The organism is Pseudomonas sp. NPDC087817, assembly GCF_044742875.1.
Taxonomy (GTDB): domain Bacteria; phylum Pseudomonadota; class Gammaproteobacteria; order Pseudomonadales; family Pseudomonadaceae; genus Aquipseudomonas.
The window spans coordinates 89,442-104,383 of the sequence record NZ_JBIUVJ010000008.1 but is presented as its reverse complement, the minus strand read 5'-3'; the positions used below and the strand labels follow the sequence as shown (position 1 = coordinate 104,383).

Below are 14,942 nucleotides of genomic sequence, written 5' to 3'. Positions count from 1 at the left end.
GCCGTCGAGATGGACCTCCAGTCAATGCAAACCCCCAGCGCCACCAAACCCCTCTGGCAAACCTATCTGCTGTTTCTGGCGCCGATGGTGCTGTCCAACTTTTTGCAATCGATGTCGGGTACGGTCAACAGCATCTACATCGGCCAGATGCTTGGCACTCAGGCATTGGCGGCGGTGTCGGGCATGTTTCCCGTGGTGTTTTTCTTTATCGCGCTGGTGATCGGCCTCGGCGCGGGTGCGGGCGTGTTGATCGGTCAGGCGTGGGGCGCGCGCGAGCCGCACATGGTCAAGGCGATTGCCGGGGCGACGCTGTTGCTGGGGGTGTTGATCGGTCTGGTGGCGGCGGTGTTGGGCAGTGTGTTTGCGCGGCAGGCGCTGGCGGGATTGGGGACGCCGGCGGATGTACTGGATGATGCGGTGGCGTATGCCCATGTGATGATGTGGATCTTGCCATCGCTGCTGGTGTTCGTGCTGTTCACGCAGTTGCTGCGCGGTGTGAGTGACACGCTGTCGCCATTGCTGGCGCTGATGGTGTCGACCTGTGTCGGGCTGGCGCTGACACCGGCGTTGATTCGTGGCTGGTTCGGTCTGCCGCAATTGGGCATTCAGAGCGCCGCGTATGCAGGGCTGGCGGGTAACCTGGCGGCGATGGCGTGGCTTTCGTGGCGGCTGATTCGCAAGGGCCATCCGCTGGCGCCGGACCGGGAGTTCTTTGCGGCGCTGCGGCTCGACGGGGCGATTCTTGGCAAGGTCCTGCGCATCGGTTTGCCGACCGGCGTGCAGATGATTGTGTTGTCACTGTCGGAGCTGGTGATTCTGGCGCTGGTCAACCAGCACGGATCGCAAGCGACAGCGGCCTATGGTGCAGTGACGCAGATCGTCAATTACGTGCAGTTCCCGGCGTTGTCGATTGCGATCACCGCGTCGATCCTTGGCGCACAGGCCATTGGCGCCGGGCGACTGGAGCGGATGGGACCGATTCTGCGCACCGGTCTGTTGATCAACGTGTGTCTGACCGGTGGCTTGATTGTGCTGGGTTATCTGCTTTCGCACTGGCTGCTCGGGTTGTTCCTGACCGAGGACTCGACCCGGGCGATGGCCGAGCACCTATTGCATATTATGCTGTGGAGCCTGTTGGTGTTCGGTTTCCAGGCAATTATCGGCGGGATCATGCGCGCCAGCGGCACGGTGCTGGTGCCGGTCGCGATTGCGATTGTCTGTGTGGTCGGCGTGCAGTTGCCGGCGGCGTATTGGCTGGACGGGCAGTTTGGTTTGCAAGGGGTGTGGATGGCGTTTCCAGTGGCGTATCTCGGGATGCTGGTGTTGCAGACGCTGTATTACAAACTCGTCTGGCAGCACCAGAAAATCGAACGACTGGTTTGATCCTTGCGGGCTGGCGTAACGGCGGGTTGTTTGCTTAAGTCAAACGAGTCCCTCGACGGCAAGCGCTGCCCGGAGAATCCCATGTCGATCCGATTGCTGCTGGCTGCCGCGTTTTGCCTGTGCACGTTGCCCGCCGCACAAGCTGTCGAATACACCCGGGTCAACACCACCGCCAGTCAGATCAGTTTCACCTACAACCAGATGGGCTCGCGAATGTACGGCACCTTCGGCAAGTTCGAGGCGACGCTGGACTTCAACACCGATGACCTCGCCAGCGCCCATACCACCTTGCACATCGACCTCACCAGCATCGACGCCGGCAGCGAAGACGCCAATACCGAACTGGTGAAACCCGCATGGTTCGACACGGCGAAATATCCCGTCGCGGTATTCGATTCGAGCCATTTCACGCGGGTGGGCGAAAACCATTATCTGATCGCCGGCCAGCTCACGCTCAAAGGCATTACCCGCGAAGTTCAGGTGCCGGTGGAATTGAAACCGGACAACGCCATCGGGATTTTCGACGGTGAACTGGTGCTCAAGCGCGACGAGTTCGGCCTGGGCGCGGGGGAGTGGGCGGACACCGTGGTGTCGAAAGATATCGCCATCAAGTTCAAGGTGGTGGCGCCACAGCAGTGACGCCACCCGATCGGATCAATAGGCGCGCCAGTGCCCCGGCACCCAGCGCCATTGATTACCGCCCCAGCGGTAGTGACCGGCGACCCAGTGATAACCCGGCGCCGGCATCACCGGCACCACTTCAACCGGCGGCGGCGGGCGGTGCGGGCGAGCCGGTGCGACGACGCAGCCGGAGAGGGTGATCGCGACCAGCGTGGCGGCAAGCAGGGATTTAACGTTTTTCGACATGGTGATATTCCCGGAAAGTAACGTTTGCAGGCGGGCTAATGATCAACGCACCCAGTGCCCTTCAACCCATAACCAGTTCGGCCCGCGTGCCTGCCAGTGCCCCGGTTTCCAGCGGGCGCCGTGTCTCACCGGCTGCCAATGGCCGGGCATCCACACGTAACCACGACCTTCCCAGCGCCAATGGCCTTGGTCCCAGACATAGCCGGGGCGCGGGCCGGGCATCACTTCCATGCGCATCGGTGGCGGGGCTTGCTGGACGATCACCACTTGTTGAGCAAACACTGGCGCGCTGGCCAGCGCCGCCAGCGTCAACGGCACCAGCAGTAAGGTTTTCCGCCATTTGGACAGCGAACGCAAAACGCTCATGACAACTCCTCAAGGCCTGTGTTGGAAAATCAACGCAGTTGAAGAATTGGACGTTGAAACGGCGAAAGATCCTGTTGGCGGCGGATGAAATTTTCTTCAGCTATTCGGCCTTCGCATCCAGGTGCAATTAACGCAGCCGGCTGTTCAGCCGGCACACCTACAGGCAGATCTGGCCTACAAGGTATGATGTCGCAGTTTTCCGCCAGAGCTCACCCGCCATGCCACGCATCACCCACTACAAAACCCCATGCCCCGAAGGCGTCAACAGCCAGATTCTGCAAATGGTCGTCGACTACCTGACCGACATCAGTGCAGTGGGGCTCGGCCCGAGCAACCTGTTGTACAACGTCTATCAGTACGCGGTGGGCTATGAGGTCCATCTGTACCTGGAAGCGTTGAACGGCGAGAAGGGCACCGAGGTTGAGTTGCTGGTTGCCACCGACGAGGAGGATCCGGAACAGGTCATCGGTTTCCTCTTGTATCTACCGGTGCAGGGCGATTGGGAAGCCTGCAGCGTTGCCTATATGGCGGTGCGTGAAGGGCATCGGCGTCAGGGCGTGGCGCGCGCGATGATCGGCGAAATGCTTGGGCGTTATCCCCACGCCGAACTGGCTTGTACGGTCGGCAAAGTCCCGTATTTCGAGGCGTTGGGCTTTGAGGTGATCGGTCAGCGTGAAACGCAGGTGCTGATGAGTACCCGACATCACCGCAGCAATGGCTTGCGTGGATTTATCGACACGACGCCGATCTACCGTTCGCTGGAGGTGCAGCAGATTCATACCTATCTGCTGCAGAAGAACGGCAAGCGCGCCATGCTCGACGCCGAGAAACAGCGTGACCGGCATCTTGATCAGACGACCCGTCATACCGGGGAATTTGTCCGTCAACGGCTCACCGTTCACTGATCAAGCGAAGCCGGATTTGCGCAGACAAAAAAAGAGCCTCAAAGCTCTTTGATGGGGAGGAAGTGGAGCCCGTGAGGCTCAAGGTGCACATGAAGCAAAGGCGCGGGCTTGATTGGGGTTCAGAACACCCGCGCCTACGCAGCGCTCGATGATCAAAGCCGCTGCGTGATTTCATCCTAGAAGTCTGCGCGGGTGCGCTCAAGTACCGCCAGTCGCGCGGGCGGCGGCTCTTTCGACCATCGCCATGATGGTTTCATACAGCTCGTCACTGGCCTGTTCGGCGCTGATTTCGTCGTTGGCTGCGGCATGCGACAAGGCTTCCGCCGCGCCAAGCATGGCACGCAAAGCCGCTTGAGTGATCTGCCCGCCGTTGGCATAGGGCGCCAGATCCGCGCGGCATTTTTCGAGGAAGATCGCCTCGTACTCACGCTTGATCTTCTCCAGTTCCGGCGTGCTCGCCAAGGCCGCAATCACTCCGGGAATCTCGTTGCCTTGCAGCAACACACAATCGACGTACGCCTTGGCAATTACCGACGCGGTGCTGATCAATGTCGGCTCGCAATTGGCGATCGCGGCGTCCATCACCAGCGTCTGTCGCGCATCGAAATCCCGGTACAGCGCCGCCAGCAATCCGGCGCGAGTGACGAAGTGGTCGTAGACCACCGGTTTGGTCACGCCAGCCTTTTCCGCGAGGTAGCCGAGGGTCAGAGCGTCGGTGCCTTCGGCGCGGATGATTTGCCAGGCGACGTCGAGCAACTGGCGCAGGCGGTCTTCACGGGACAGTCTTCGGCGGGGTTGAGCGGGAGCGTTCTGTTCGGAAATTTCAGTGGTTGACATCGTTATATACCAAACGTAACTTACTGTTCGTAACTTACCAAGAGTATATAAGCCTTGGTTGGCAATCACCAACAGGAGATTTCCCATGCACACTTTGATTGTTGTCGCGCATCACGATCCTCGTTCATTGACCCACGGCGTGGCAGCGCAGATCGCCGAAGGTCTGACGCAGGCCGATCCGCACAATACCGTTGAGATCGCCGATCTTTACGCCGAAGGGTTCGAGCCGCGTTTCGGCGCTGCCGATTTCGCCGTGCATCACCGCGAGGCGCAGCCGCCTGCGGATGTGCTGGCGGAGCAGGCCCGCATCGATCGCGCCGATACGTTGGTGCTGGTGTATCCGGTGTACTGGTGGTCGATGCCGGCGCTGCTCAAAGGCTGGATCGACCGGGTCTTCAGCAATGGCTGGGCGTTCGATTTCAGCGGCGACCTCAAGCATGTGAAGTTGCTGCAGCGTATGCGCGTGCACTTGGTCCAGCTCGCCGGGGCGGATACGCGCACCTACCAGCGCCATGGCTATGGCGCGGCGATGAAGGCGCAGATCGAACACGGGATTTTCGATTACAGCGGGGCGACGGTGCTGAGTTCGACGTTGCTGCCGGAATCGGAGTTGCGAGACCCCGCACAGCAACTGCGTGTCGCCCGAGAGCTCGGCACCCAAATGGCCAGGTGATCCCGTGTATAAACGTGCGTTAGCGCGAGCCCGGCCAGCCGGCCTTGGCGAGGGCGGCGAGCAGGGTCTCGGCGTCCAGTCCCGGCACCGAGTGGCCATTGCCGTCGGTGCTGTTGCTGGCGAGCAGGGCATTGATGATCGCTTCTTCAACCGCCTCGGTGGCCGCCAGAAACAGCTCGCTGATGTGGTCGTTGTTGACCATGCGCAAGCCCTCACAGGCCGGTGCGCCTTTGCCCTCATAGGCCGCGGGCGGCACGTGATCGTTGCCGGTGGCGAAGGCGATAAAGATGTCGCCGCTGTGGTCTTCATTGCCGCCGCCGGTCCGCGCCAGACCAAGGCTGGCGCGCTGCGCCAGACGCGTGCATTGGTGCGGCAACAGCGGCGCGTCAGTTGCCAGGCACACGACGATCGAGCCCATGCCCGGATGCGGCAACGACGCTCGCAGAAACGGCGAATCCACCTGTTCCATGTAGCGCCCGACCGGATAGCCATCAACGCGCAACTCACTGCGAATGCCGTGGTTGGCCTGCACGATCGCCCCTATGGTCCAGCCACCTTGTGCGGCACTCAATTGGCGCGAAGCGGTGCCGATGCCCCCCTTGAACTCATGGCAGATCATGCCGCTGCCACCGCCGACGGCACCTTCCTGTACCGGCCCCCCGAAAGCGCTGTGCAGGGCTTCGGCGACATGCTCGGGCCTGACGTGAAACCCGTTGATGTCGTTGAGCAAACCGTCGAAGGTCTCCAGCACCACCGGCATGTTCCAGTAGAGGCGGCCGTCGTCCGGTTGCTGCTGGCGATCCAGTGCAATCAGCGCATCACGCACCACGCCGAGGCTGTGAGTGTTGGTAAAGGCAATCGGACTGGTCAGCAACCCGGCCTCACGAATCCACTCGAGTCCGGTGGCATCACCGTTGCCGTTGAGCACATGGACACCGGCGAAGCACGGTTGCTGGTTGGTCGAGCCGTGGCGTGGTTCGATCAGGGTGACGCCGGTGCAGATGTCGCGACCGGCACTGCTGCGGCCACGCACATTGCTGTGGCCGACGCGAACGCCGGGGACATCGGTGATGGCGTTGAGCGGGCCGGTCGGCAGTTGGCCGATGCGGATGTTCAGATCTCGGGCGCGAGGTTTCATGGATGTTGTCTCTCTCAGGCAGAAATAAGGAAGGCAGGTTGATCACAAAACCTGTGGGAGCCGGGCTTGCCCGCGATGGCGTCCATTCAGTCAATACATTCGTTGTCTGACACACCGTCATCGCGGGCAAGCCCGCTCCCACAGGTCTTATGGTGTTTTTAGGGGGGTTATTGGCCGTTCTTGACCTTGCTCCACACCCGCGTACGCACGCGCTCGGTGGCTTTGGGCAAGGGTTCAAGGGTGTACAGCGTGGCCATTGCGGCGGCCGATGGATAAACCGCCGGGTTGTCCCGGGTCGCCTCAGCCACCAGCGGCGTGGCTGCGCGATTGCCGTTTGGATACGACAGATGATCACTGACCGGGGCGATCACCTCGGGGCGCAACAGGTAATCGATGAACGCCAGACCCTGAGCCCGATTCGGCGCATCCTTGAGCAGTACCAGCGTGTCGAACCACACCGGCGCGCCTTCCTTCGGCAGGCTGTAGGCGATCTTCACGCCGTTGTTGGCTTGCTCGGCATTGGTCTTGGCTTCAAGCATCGCCCCCGACCAGCCGACCGCCACGCAGATGTTGCCGTTGGAGAGGTCGCTGATGAATTTCGACGAATTGAAATAGGCAATGTGCGGGCGCAGCTTCAGCAGCAGTGCTTCGGCTTTTTTATAGTCTTCGGCATTCGTGCTGTTCGGTGGCAGCCCCAGGTAATGCAGGGCAACCGGGAGCATCTCCGACGGCGAATCGAGCATCGCCACGCCGCACTGACCGAGCTTGGCGAGGTTCTCTTCGTTGAACACCAGATCCCAGGAATCCACCGGCGCCTTGTCGCCCAACGCAGCCCGGACCTTGTCGACGTTGTAACCGATGCCGTTGGTGCCCCACAGGTAGGGCACCGCGTATTGATTGCCGGGATCGTTGTTGGCCAGTTTGCTCAGCAGACCGTTGTCGAGGTTCTTCCAGCCCGGCAATTGATCGCGCGGCAGCGGGGCGAGGGCGCCCGCCTTGATCAGCGTTGGCAGGCTGAAGTTACTCGCCACCACCACGTCGTAACCGCTGCGGCTGGTCATCAGTTTGCCTTCAAGCATCTCGGCACTGTCGAAGGTGTCATACACCGGCGCAATACCACTGTCGCGCTGAAAATCGTGCAGCGTGTTCGGGCCGATGTAGTCGTACCAGTTGTAGACATGCACGCTCGGCGCATCGACTGCATTGGCGGCGGATGTCACGCCCAGACAGGCGAGCAGGCCCAAGTTGATATAGCCACGATGACGACGCATGATGCGGCACTCCTGGCCTGTGCAGGCCGGTGATGAACAGGAGCGGTCAGCCTATCGGGCCGATCTCGCCTGACCCATTCCCATCATGGGTTACTCAAAAGGGGTAGTGCGTGGACGCGTTGTTGCAGGAATTGCCAGTGCATCAAAGTCTGGCGCGGGTGTTTGCCGCTGTCGGGCAGGACGGTTTCTGGCGCGCTCTGGTGGACACCTTGCGCTTGCTGGTGCCGCTGGATAACGCGTTGGTAGCGCTGATGAAACCCGGCCAGGCGCCGCAATTGTTGATTGATTTCGACAGCAAGGGCCGCGCCGACGAACAGGAGGAACTGGCGGATTACACCGCAGGGATGTACCTGCTCGATCCGTTTTATCAAGCCGCCTCGACCGGCATCCACGACGGTTTGCACAGCCTGGCCTCGGTGGCGCCGGACCAGTTCCTGCACAGCGAGTATTACCAGAGTTACTTTCGTTCGGTGGTGGGCGAGGACGAGTTGCAGTTCATGATCAACGTCGAAGGCGGCGTGCTCGGTTTGTCACTGGGCCGATCGACGACGTTCGAATTGGCGGAGCAGGGGCGACTTTTGTGCGTGCGCGATTGGGTGCTGGCAGCGATGCGTCGGCATGTGCAGTTGTTGCCGCCGCAAGGTCCGGTCGCTGAAGCGGTGGCTGGAGATCTGGCGACGTTGCTTGATCGTTTCGATGCGCGGCTGACGGTGCGCGAGGTCGACACGGCGCGGCTGATTCTGCAGGGCTTCTCCAGCAAGGCGATGGCCCAGCAGATGGGGATTTCGCCGGAAACCGTCAAAGTCCATCGGCGCAATCTCTATCACAAGCTCAACGTGAACGGGCATGGCGAGTTGTTTGCGCTGGTGCTGAGACCCTTGTGACTTTTGGTCTTACCCAAAACCTGTGGGAGCTGGCTTGCCAGCGATGACGGTGGTCCAGTCAACCTTAATTCCGACTGACACACCGGCATCGCGGGCAAGTCGAATCGTCGCACCGCCCCTCCCACAGGGATTTGTGTTGTTCCGAGAGTTTTGTCCGTCAATCGATGCGTTGGAAAACCAAGGCTTTTAGGCCGCTTTGCGGATCGATATCGGGAAACTCCGGTGGATTTTCCAGGCGCTGCTCAAAGCGCAAACTCGGCGCTTCCTGCGTCACGCCATCGATCAGGAAGTCCGGGCCAAACGCCGGATCATTCATGCACGCCAGGACTACGCCGTCAGCGGTCAGCAGTTCCGGCAAACGGCGCAGCACGCGCTGGTAGTCCTTGGTCAGCAGGAAACTGCCTTTCTGGAACGACGGCGGATCGATGATCACCAGGTCATACGGGCCGCTGTTGATCACCTTGCCCCAGGACTTGAACAGGTCGTGGCCGAGGAAGCTGACCTTGCTCAGGTCATGCCCGTTCAGCCGATGGTTGTCGCGGCCGCGGCTCAAGGCTGCGCGGGACATGTCCAGGTTGACCACATGACTGGCACCACCTTCGATGGCCGCCACGGAAAAGCCACAGGTGTAGGCGAACAGATTGAGTACGCGCTTGCCCGTGGCTTGCTCGCGCACCCAGTTGCGCCCGTAACGCATGTCGAGAAACAGCCCGGCGTTTTGTTTGCGGCCCAGGTCGACGCGATATTGCAGACCGCCCTCGACAATGGTCATCTCGTCGATTTCGCCGCCGACCAGCCATTCGGCAGTGCTTTGCGGCAGGTAGCGATGCTGGATCAACAGCGTATGCGCGCCGCTCTGCTGCCACTCGGCCGAACCGCTGATGTTGAGCAGCAAATGCTTGAGATCTTCAAGCTGTTCAGGCACCGGTTCCTTGAACAGCGACACCAGCACCACGCCTTGCAGCCAATCCACGGTCAATTGCTCCAGCCCCGGCCAGCAACGCCCGCGCCCGTGGAACAGACGACGGGTTTCGCTCGGTGCCGCCGCGAGCGCGGGCAGCAAATGGGCGTGGAGGGTGGCGAGGGCTTCAGGGTTCATCGGTCACGGTCGGCAAGCAAAAGGGCCGGCATTTTAACCACAAATACAGCCGTGCGAACGTCTGTCGCGACCGGGTAAATACGGCCGTTGAGAAAAGACCTGTATCAAAAATGAATTTCTGCAAAGTCCGCCGCTCATACCAGATAAGCAGCGGATTCAAGCCGCTAAATCGTTAATGCAATTCAGGGAGTGCAGTTTCATGTGCCCAACACCGACGGCGGACACGCACCTTCCTGACGGGTTGATTCTGGTGGTTGAGGATGATCCGTTGATTCTGGAGTTTCTCTGCGAAATTCTTCAGGAGGAAGGTTTCAAGGTCGAGCCGCAAACCAGCGCTGACGCGGCTTCGGTCTATCTCGAGCATCACGCGCAGCAAGTCGCTTTATTGCTGACCGACATCACCATGCCCGGCACCCTCAATGGCGCCGATCTGGCTAATCTGGTCGGTGATCGCTGGCCGGAAAAACCGGTGATGGTGATGTCGGGCTATGAAACGCCGGAGACGTCCGGGGTCAAGCATCCGGTGGTGTTCATCAAAAAGCCTTGGGCCATCGGCCAGTTGCTCGATTGCGTCGCCAGCGCGTTCAAGCCCAAGGCTCCGCGCCTGCACTGACAAGTGCTACATTGCCGGGCACATTTGCCCGGCCCCTTGCCAGAGGAAGCGACTTTTGTCTGCTCACGATTGTGTTTTCGACCGCGCGTTCGGCGCGTTCCTGTTCGACATGGACGGCACCGTCCTCAATTCCATCGCCGCCGCCGAGCGCATCTGGTCAGCCTGGGCCGTGCGACAGGGCGTGGACGTCGCGTCGTTCTTGCCGACCATTCACGGCGCCCGAGCCATCGATACCATCAATCGGCTGAACCTGCCGGGCGTGGACGCCGAGGCGCAAGCCGCGTTTATCACCGAGGCGGAAATCGGCGATGTGGAAGGCATCGTCGAGATTCCGGGCGCGGCGGCATTTCTCAACAGTTTGCCCGTCGAACGCTGGGCCATGGTCACTTCGGCACCGCGTGATCTGGCCCTGCGCCGGATGGCCGCAGCGGGCATTCCGACGCCAGCGGTGATGATCACGGCGGAGGATGTCAAGGCCGGCAAACCTGATCCGGCCGGTTACCTCCTCGCTGCCAAGCGCCTGGGATTTGAACCCCGCGACTGCCTGATCTTCGAAGACGCCACCGTCGGCATTCAGGCCGCCGAAGCTGCCGGCGCAGCACTGATGATCATCACCACAACGCACCAGCACCCGTTGGAAACGTCCCACGCGACATTGGCCAGTTACGCTGAGGTCAGCGTCAACATCGACAACACCGGCCAGCTTCACCTGCATAAGAACTGATACAACGCAGACCCTGTGGGAGCTGGCTTGCCAGCGATTGCAGTGTGTCAGTCACTTGAAGAACCGGCTGTGCTGGCCTCATCGCTGGCAAGCCAGCTCCCACAGGTTTATCGGTGATCTTTCGGTTAGTAAACGCCGGGAAGCAAGCGCCAACTCCGCGCGCAGTAGGCGTCGTACTCGGCGCCAAACTGGCCGCGTAGCAAGGCCTCCTCCGAATGAATCCGGGCAATCAGCGGGATCAATGTCAGCGCCGCCAGCAGCAATCCGAGCACCGATCGAAACGCCAGCGCCCAACCCACGGCATTCACCACCAACCCCAGATAACTCGGATTGCGCAGGTGCTGGTAGATGCCGTCCGTGACCAGTCGATGCCCCGGCTGAATCGCCACCAACCCGCTGAATCGCCGCCCCAGCACAAACACCGGCCACAAGCGCAATGCACCGCCGATGATAAACAGCAGAGCCCCGAGCCAGCGCACCCCCTCGCCGCCAAACGTCCAGAAGTCGACGCGGTCGCAATACGCCGGCAAGAAGCCACTGAGCAAACCTATGACGCCGAACGCTGGCAGCACCCAGCGATTGGCGCGGTCCTCACGCTCGCCGGAACTCATGTTGACGTCGGTAAACAGCGACGCCACCACCATGGCCACCGTCGCCAGCGCGACCACCACCAGCGAGCCGTGGGCGAAAAACACCGCCACGCCGCCGATCCCCCAGACCGCCAGGCCGAGGTAGGCGAGGGTGGCGAGTACCGCCACCACGGTCATTTGCGCAGACATTTTCATGGTCACCTCATCGAGGGAACTGATGAGTGAAGTGTAGTGCGTGTCACCGAAGAACTGTGGGAGGGGGCTTGCTCCCGAATGCGGCGGGTCAGTCGACAGCGATGCGGGATGGCGCGGTACTTTCGCGATCAAGCTCGCTGCCACGGGGGACGGAGTCGGTGAGGACTTTTCTGAAGGTCTCCACCAGCGGCCGCAAATTGATCCGGTGCCAGGCTGCCCACAGCGGCGTGGTAAACGTCAGCCACGGCACCTCGCGCAAGACCACGCCCGGCGGCGCGTTATGGCTCAAGCCTTTCTGGATCATCGCGATGCCCAATCCCGACGCCACCAGCCCCAGCGCGGTAAACGGCTCGGTCGCCTGCATGCGCACATCCGGGGTGAAGCCTGCGCGGATGCACGCGCTGACGAACTCGTCGCTGGCATCCTGCCGAGGCTGCACGGCGATCCATTCCTGATCGGCCAGATCCTGTGGGCTCAACGATGCCGCGTAGGCCAATGGATGCTGCTCGGGCAACGCCAGCAGCATCGGATCATCAAGCACTTGAAACCCGAGCAAATCGGGATCGTCATCGGTCGGCGGCTCGCTCACCAGGGCGATATCGAGACTACGCTGTCGCAGGCCTTCCAGTTGTTCGGCGGAACTGAGGTTGTACAGCGCGACATGCACATTGGGTCGATCCACGCGCAATACGCGCAGGGCATTGGGCAGAACGCCGGCGTGCATGGCGTTTTCGATATAGCCGATGCACAACCCGCCTTCTTCGCCCCGGCCCAGCCGCTTGCCCAAGGATTCGAGGCGATTGGCGTGGGTCAGCAAGGCGCGGGTTTCGGCGAGGAACGTCTGGCCATCACGGGTCAGGCGAATACGCTGCTGGCTGCGTTCGAACAGCGTCAACCCGAGGCGTTCTTCCAGTTGGGCGATCTGCCGGCTCAGCGGCGACTGGGAAATATGCAGCCGTTCGGCGGCACGGCCGACGTGCTCTTCTTCGGCGACGGCGACGAAGTAGCGCAATTGGCGGATGTCGATCATGTCAGACCTCTGAGGACTCAAGTGCTGCACATTATGTCTTGGACGGTCTCGGCGTCGCAATCTAGGATTTGCTCAACGGTCACACAGACCAAGAACGAATGAGGACAATCCAATGAGTTTGAAAGACAAACTGCCCGGTCAACTGGGCTTCGGCACCGCGCCACTGGGCAACATGTTCCGCGTCATTCCCGAAGACGAAGCGCAGGCCACCGTGCATGCGGCATGGGAGGCCGGCGTTCGTTATTTCGACACCGCGCCGTTCTATGGCTCGGGCCTGTCGGAGATCCGCCTCGGTGAAGCGCTGAAACAGTACAACCGTGACGACTATGTCCTGAGCAGCAAAGTCGGCCGGGTGATTCTCGATGAAGTCGAAGACGCGGCGGCTCGCGACCTCGGCGAAAAGAGCGGGGTGTTTGAACACGGCCGCCCGAACAAGATCGTCAACGACTACAGCGCCGACGCGACCCTGCGCTCGATTGAAGACAGCCTCAAGCGCCTGCAAACCGATCGCCTCGACATCGTCTGGGTGCACGACATCGCTCAGGACTTTTACGGCGATCAGTGGCTGGAATACTTCAATCAGGCCCGCACCGGCGCGTTCAAAGTGCTGACGCGTCTGCGTGAGGAGGGCGTGATCAAGGGCTGGGGCCTGGGTGTCAACAAGGTCGAGCCCTGTGAACTGACGCTGGATCTGACCGAAGCACAGCCCGATGGCTTCCTGCTCGCCGGTCGCTACACGCTGCTCGACCATGAACGTCCGTTGCAACGCTTGATGGAGTCGGCGCGGGCGCAAAACGTCGAAATCGTCGTCGGCGGTCCTTACAGCTCGGGGATTCTGGCCGGTGGTGCGCACTTCGAATACCAGAAAGCCAGCCCTGAAGTCATCGCCAAAGTCGGGCAGATCCAGCGCATCGCCGCTACTTTTAACGTCGACGTAAAAGCCGCCGCACTGCAATTCTCATTGGCCAACCCGGCGGTCGCCGCTGTCATTCCCGGTGCGAGCAAACCGGGCCGCATCGCCGAAGACGTTGCGGCGCTGTCAGCCACCATTCCCGCCGGTTTCTGGCAGGCCATGCGGGAGGCAAAACTGGTCTCCGAACGCGCACCATTACCTATCGATGAGGTGAAAGCATGAAGATTGATCTGAGTGGAAAACTGGCTATCGTCAGCGGCAGCACGGCCGGTATCGGTCTGGGCATCAGCCAGTCGCTGGCCGAATCCGGCGCCACGGTGGTGGTGATTGGCCGCGACACGGCCAAGGTCGAACAGGCACTGGCGAGCATTCGCCAGAAAGTGCCGGGCGCACAATTGCGCGGTTTGACCGCCGATCTCGGTACCGCCGAAGGCGCGCAGACGCTGTTCGCTGCCGAGCCGAAAGCCGACATCCTGGTGAACAACCTCGGCATCTACAACAACGTGGATTTCTTCGACGCACCCGACGAGGAGTGGACGCGCTTCTATGAAGTCAACGTGATCTCCGGCGTGCGCCTGTCGCGGCATTACGTGCCGGCGATGGTCGAGCAGGGTTGGGGGCGGGTGATCTTCCTGTCTTCGGAATCGGGCGTGGCGACACCGGCCGACATGATCAACTACGGCGTGACCAAAAGCGCCAATCTGGCGGTGTCCCACGGTCTGGCCAAACGCCTGGCGGGCACCGGGGTTACGGTCAATTCGATCCTGCCGGGGCCGACCTACACCGACGGTGTCGAGGCGATGCTCAAGGACGCCGCCGCCGAGTCTGGCCGCAGCTTGCGCGACGAGGCTGACGCGTTTGTGCGCAGGGCCCGGCCGACCTCGATCATTCAGCGCGTGGCGGATGTCGAAGAGGTTGCGCATCTGGTGACCTACATTGCTTCGCCGCTGTCCTCGGCCACCACCGGCGCCGCTTTGCGCGTTGATGGCGGTGTGGTAGACAGCCTGACCATTTGAGTATTTGAAGAGAGATTTTTATGGCAACTGCATCCGCAACTATCGACATTCCGGCTTCGGCCGATCAGGTCTGGCAATTGATCGGCGGCTTCAACACGCTGCCGGACTGGCTGCCGTTCATTCCCCACAGCGAGCTGAGCGACGGCGGCCGCGTGCGTACTTTGCAAACCGCCGATGGCGGCGTGGTGATCGAGCGCCTGCAAGCGTTCGACAACGCAGCGAAGAGCTACAGCTATTCGATTGAACAGGCACCGTTTCCGGCCACTGACTATCTGGCGACGATCAAGGTTGAAGCTCAGGGGCAGGGCGCACGGGTGACTTGGTCAGGACGCTTCACGGCCAACGGCGTGAGCGATGAAGAAGTGGTGGCGCTGTTCAACGGCATCTACCAGGGCGGCCTCGAAGCACTGCGCGCCAATTACCCGGCTTAATCACCCA

At 61.2% G+C, this 14,942-nt stretch carries 18 protein-coding genes; 10 read left to right on the top strand and 8 right to left on the bottom strand.

What is annotated here, in order from left to right; all coding sequences use genetic code 11:
• Window positions 1-24: 24 nt before the first annotated feature.
• Both ACIONG_RS10105 and ACIONG_RS10100 read left to right on the top strand, forming a co-directional pair.
• Window positions 25-1,383, top strand: coding sequence for an MATE family efflux transporter (locus tag ACIONG_RS10105; RefSeq protein ID WP_401298773.1), 1,359 nt, complete (start codon window positions 25-27; stop codon window positions 1,381-1,383).
• Window positions 1,384-1,464: 81 nt separating this feature from the next.
• Window positions 1,465-2,022 (top strand): YceI family protein, encoded by a 558-nt coding sequence (locus ACIONG_RS10100; RefSeq protein WP_401298770.1) that lies wholly within the window; start codon window positions 1,465-1,467, stop codon window positions 2,020-2,022.
• Window positions 2,023-2,037: 15 nt separating this feature from the next.
• On the opposite strand, the gene ACIONG_RS10095 is transcribed toward ACIONG_RS10100, so the two are convergent.
• Window positions 2,038-2,250 (bottom strand): YXWGXW repeat-containing protein, encoded by a 213-nt coding sequence (locus tag ACIONG_RS10095; RefSeq protein ID WP_401298767.1) that lies wholly within the window; start codon window positions 2,248-2,250, stop codon window positions 2,038-2,040.
• A gap of 42 nt (window positions 2,251-2,292) precedes the next feature.
• Window positions 2,293-2,616: a YXWGXW repeat-containing protein gene (locus ACIONG_RS10090; protein ID WP_401298765.1), complete on the bottom strand. Its 324-nt coding sequence runs from the start codon at window positions 2,614-2,616 to the stop codon at window positions 2,293-2,295.
• 218 nt (window positions 2,617-2,834) lie between these two features.
• Between ACIONG_RS10090 and ACIONG_RS10085 the strand changes: the two genes are divergently transcribed.
• The gene (locus ACIONG_RS10085; protein ID WP_401298762.1) at window positions 2,835-3,521 is read left to right on the top strand and encodes a GNAT family N-acetyltransferase; all 687 of its coding nucleotides are present in this window, start codon (window positions 2,835-2,837) and stop codon (window positions 3,519-3,521) included.
• Window positions 3,522-3,719: 198 nt separating this feature from the next.
• Here ACIONG_RS10085 and ACIONG_RS10080 read toward each other — a convergent pair whose 3' ends face one another.
• Complete coding sequence (locus ACIONG_RS10080; RefSeq protein WP_401298759.1) at window positions 3,720-4,358, bottom strand: TetR/AcrR family transcriptional regulator; 639 nt, start codon at window positions 4,356-4,358, stop codon at window positions 3,720-3,722.
• A gap of 85 nt (window positions 4,359-4,443) precedes the next feature.
• Between ACIONG_RS10080 and ACIONG_RS10075 the strand changes: the two genes are divergently transcribed.
• On the top strand, window positions 4,444-5,031 hold the full coding sequence (locus ACIONG_RS10075; RefSeq protein ID WP_401298756.1) for an NAD(P)H-dependent oxidoreductase: 588 nt from the start codon (window positions 4,444-4,446) through the stop codon (window positions 5,029-5,031).
• Between the two features lie 19 nt (window positions 5,032-5,050).
• On the opposite strand, the gene ACIONG_RS10070 is transcribed toward ACIONG_RS10075, so the two are convergent.
• Window positions 5,051-6,169 carry a P1 family peptidase gene (locus tag ACIONG_RS10070; RefSeq protein WP_401298753.1) on the bottom strand — a complete coding sequence of 373 codons (1,119 nt, stop codon included), beginning with the start codon at window positions 6,167-6,169 and terminating at the stop codon, window positions 5,051-5,053.
• Window positions 6,170-6,336: 167 nt separating this feature from the next.
• Window positions 6,337-7,440, bottom strand: coding sequence for a polyamine ABC transporter substrate-binding protein (locus tag ACIONG_RS10065; protein ID WP_401298750.1), 1,104 nt, complete (start codon window positions 7,438-7,440; stop codon window positions 6,337-6,339).
• A gap of 110 nt (window positions 7,441-7,550) precedes the next feature.
• On the opposite strand from ACIONG_RS10065, the gene ACIONG_RS10060 reads away from it, so the two are divergent.
• Window positions 7,551-8,324 carry a LuxR C-terminal-related transcriptional regulator gene (locus tag ACIONG_RS10060; RefSeq protein ID WP_401298747.1) on the top strand — a complete coding sequence of 258 codons (774 nt, stop codon included), beginning with the start codon at window positions 7,551-7,553 and terminating at the stop codon, window positions 8,322-8,324.
• Between the two features lie 157 nt (window positions 8,325-8,481).
• Here ACIONG_RS10060 and ACIONG_RS10055 read toward each other — a convergent pair whose 3' ends face one another.
• On the bottom strand, window positions 8,482-9,423 hold the full coding sequence (locus tag ACIONG_RS10055) for a class I SAM-dependent methyltransferase (protein ID WP_315449084.1): 942 nt from the start codon (window positions 9,421-9,423) through the stop codon (window positions 8,482-8,484).
• A gap of 199 nt (window positions 9,424-9,622) precedes the next feature.
• Here ACIONG_RS10055 and ACIONG_RS10050 point away from each other — a divergent pair, with 199 nt between their 5' ends.
• Together ACIONG_RS10050 and ACIONG_RS10045 are read left to right on the top strand one after the other, a co-directional pair.
• Window positions 9,623-10,036 (top strand): response regulator, encoded by a 414-nt coding sequence (locus tag ACIONG_RS10050; RefSeq protein WP_103307235.1) that lies wholly within the window; start codon window positions 9,623-9,625, stop codon window positions 10,034-10,036.
• Window positions 10,037-10,091: 55 nt separating this feature from the next.
• A complete protein-coding gene (locus ACIONG_RS10045; protein WP_401298744.1) occupies window positions 10,092-10,760 on the top strand; it encodes an HAD-IA family hydrolase in 669 nt (222 codons plus the stop codon).
• 125 nt (window positions 10,761-10,885) lie between these two features.
• On the opposite strand, the gene ACIONG_RS10040 is transcribed toward ACIONG_RS10045, so the two are convergent.
• Together ACIONG_RS10040 and ACIONG_RS10035 are read right to left on the bottom strand one after the other, a co-directional pair.
• Window positions 10,886-11,545 (bottom strand): methyltransferase family protein, encoded by a 660-nt coding sequence (locus ACIONG_RS10040; protein ID WP_401298741.1) that lies wholly within the window; start codon window positions 11,543-11,545, stop codon window positions 10,886-10,888.
• Window positions 11,546-11,633: 88 nt separating this feature from the next.
• On the bottom strand, window positions 11,634-12,575 hold the full coding sequence (locus ACIONG_RS10035; RefSeq protein WP_401298738.1) for a LysR substrate-binding domain-containing protein: 942 nt from the start codon (window positions 12,573-12,575) through the stop codon (window positions 11,634-11,636).
• Window positions 12,576-12,687: 112 nt separating this feature from the next.
• Between ACIONG_RS10035 and ACIONG_RS10030 the strand changes: the two genes are divergently transcribed.
• From ACIONG_RS10030 to ACIONG_RS10020, 3 genes are read left to right on the top strand one after another with little or no spacing between them, the layout of a single operon-like run.
• Window positions 12,688-13,710 carry an aldo/keto reductase gene (locus ACIONG_RS10030; protein WP_401298735.1) on the top strand — a complete coding sequence of 341 codons (1,023 nt, stop codon included), beginning with the start codon at window positions 12,688-12,690 and terminating at the stop codon, window positions 13,708-13,710.
• On the top strand, window positions 13,707-14,504 hold the full coding sequence (locus tag ACIONG_RS10025) for an SDR family NAD(P)-dependent oxidoreductase (protein WP_401298732.1): 798 nt from the start codon (window positions 13,707-13,709) through the stop codon (window positions 14,502-14,504). The genes ACIONG_RS10030 and ACIONG_RS10025 overlap by 4 nt, the downstream gene beginning before the upstream one ends.
• Window positions 14,505-14,524: 20 nt before the next feature.
• On the top strand, window positions 14,525-14,935 hold the full coding sequence (locus tag ACIONG_RS10020) for an SRPBCC family protein (protein ID WP_103307229.1): 411 nt from the start codon (window positions 14,525-14,527) through the stop codon (window positions 14,933-14,935).
• Window positions 14,936-14,942 lie beyond the last annotated feature (7 nt).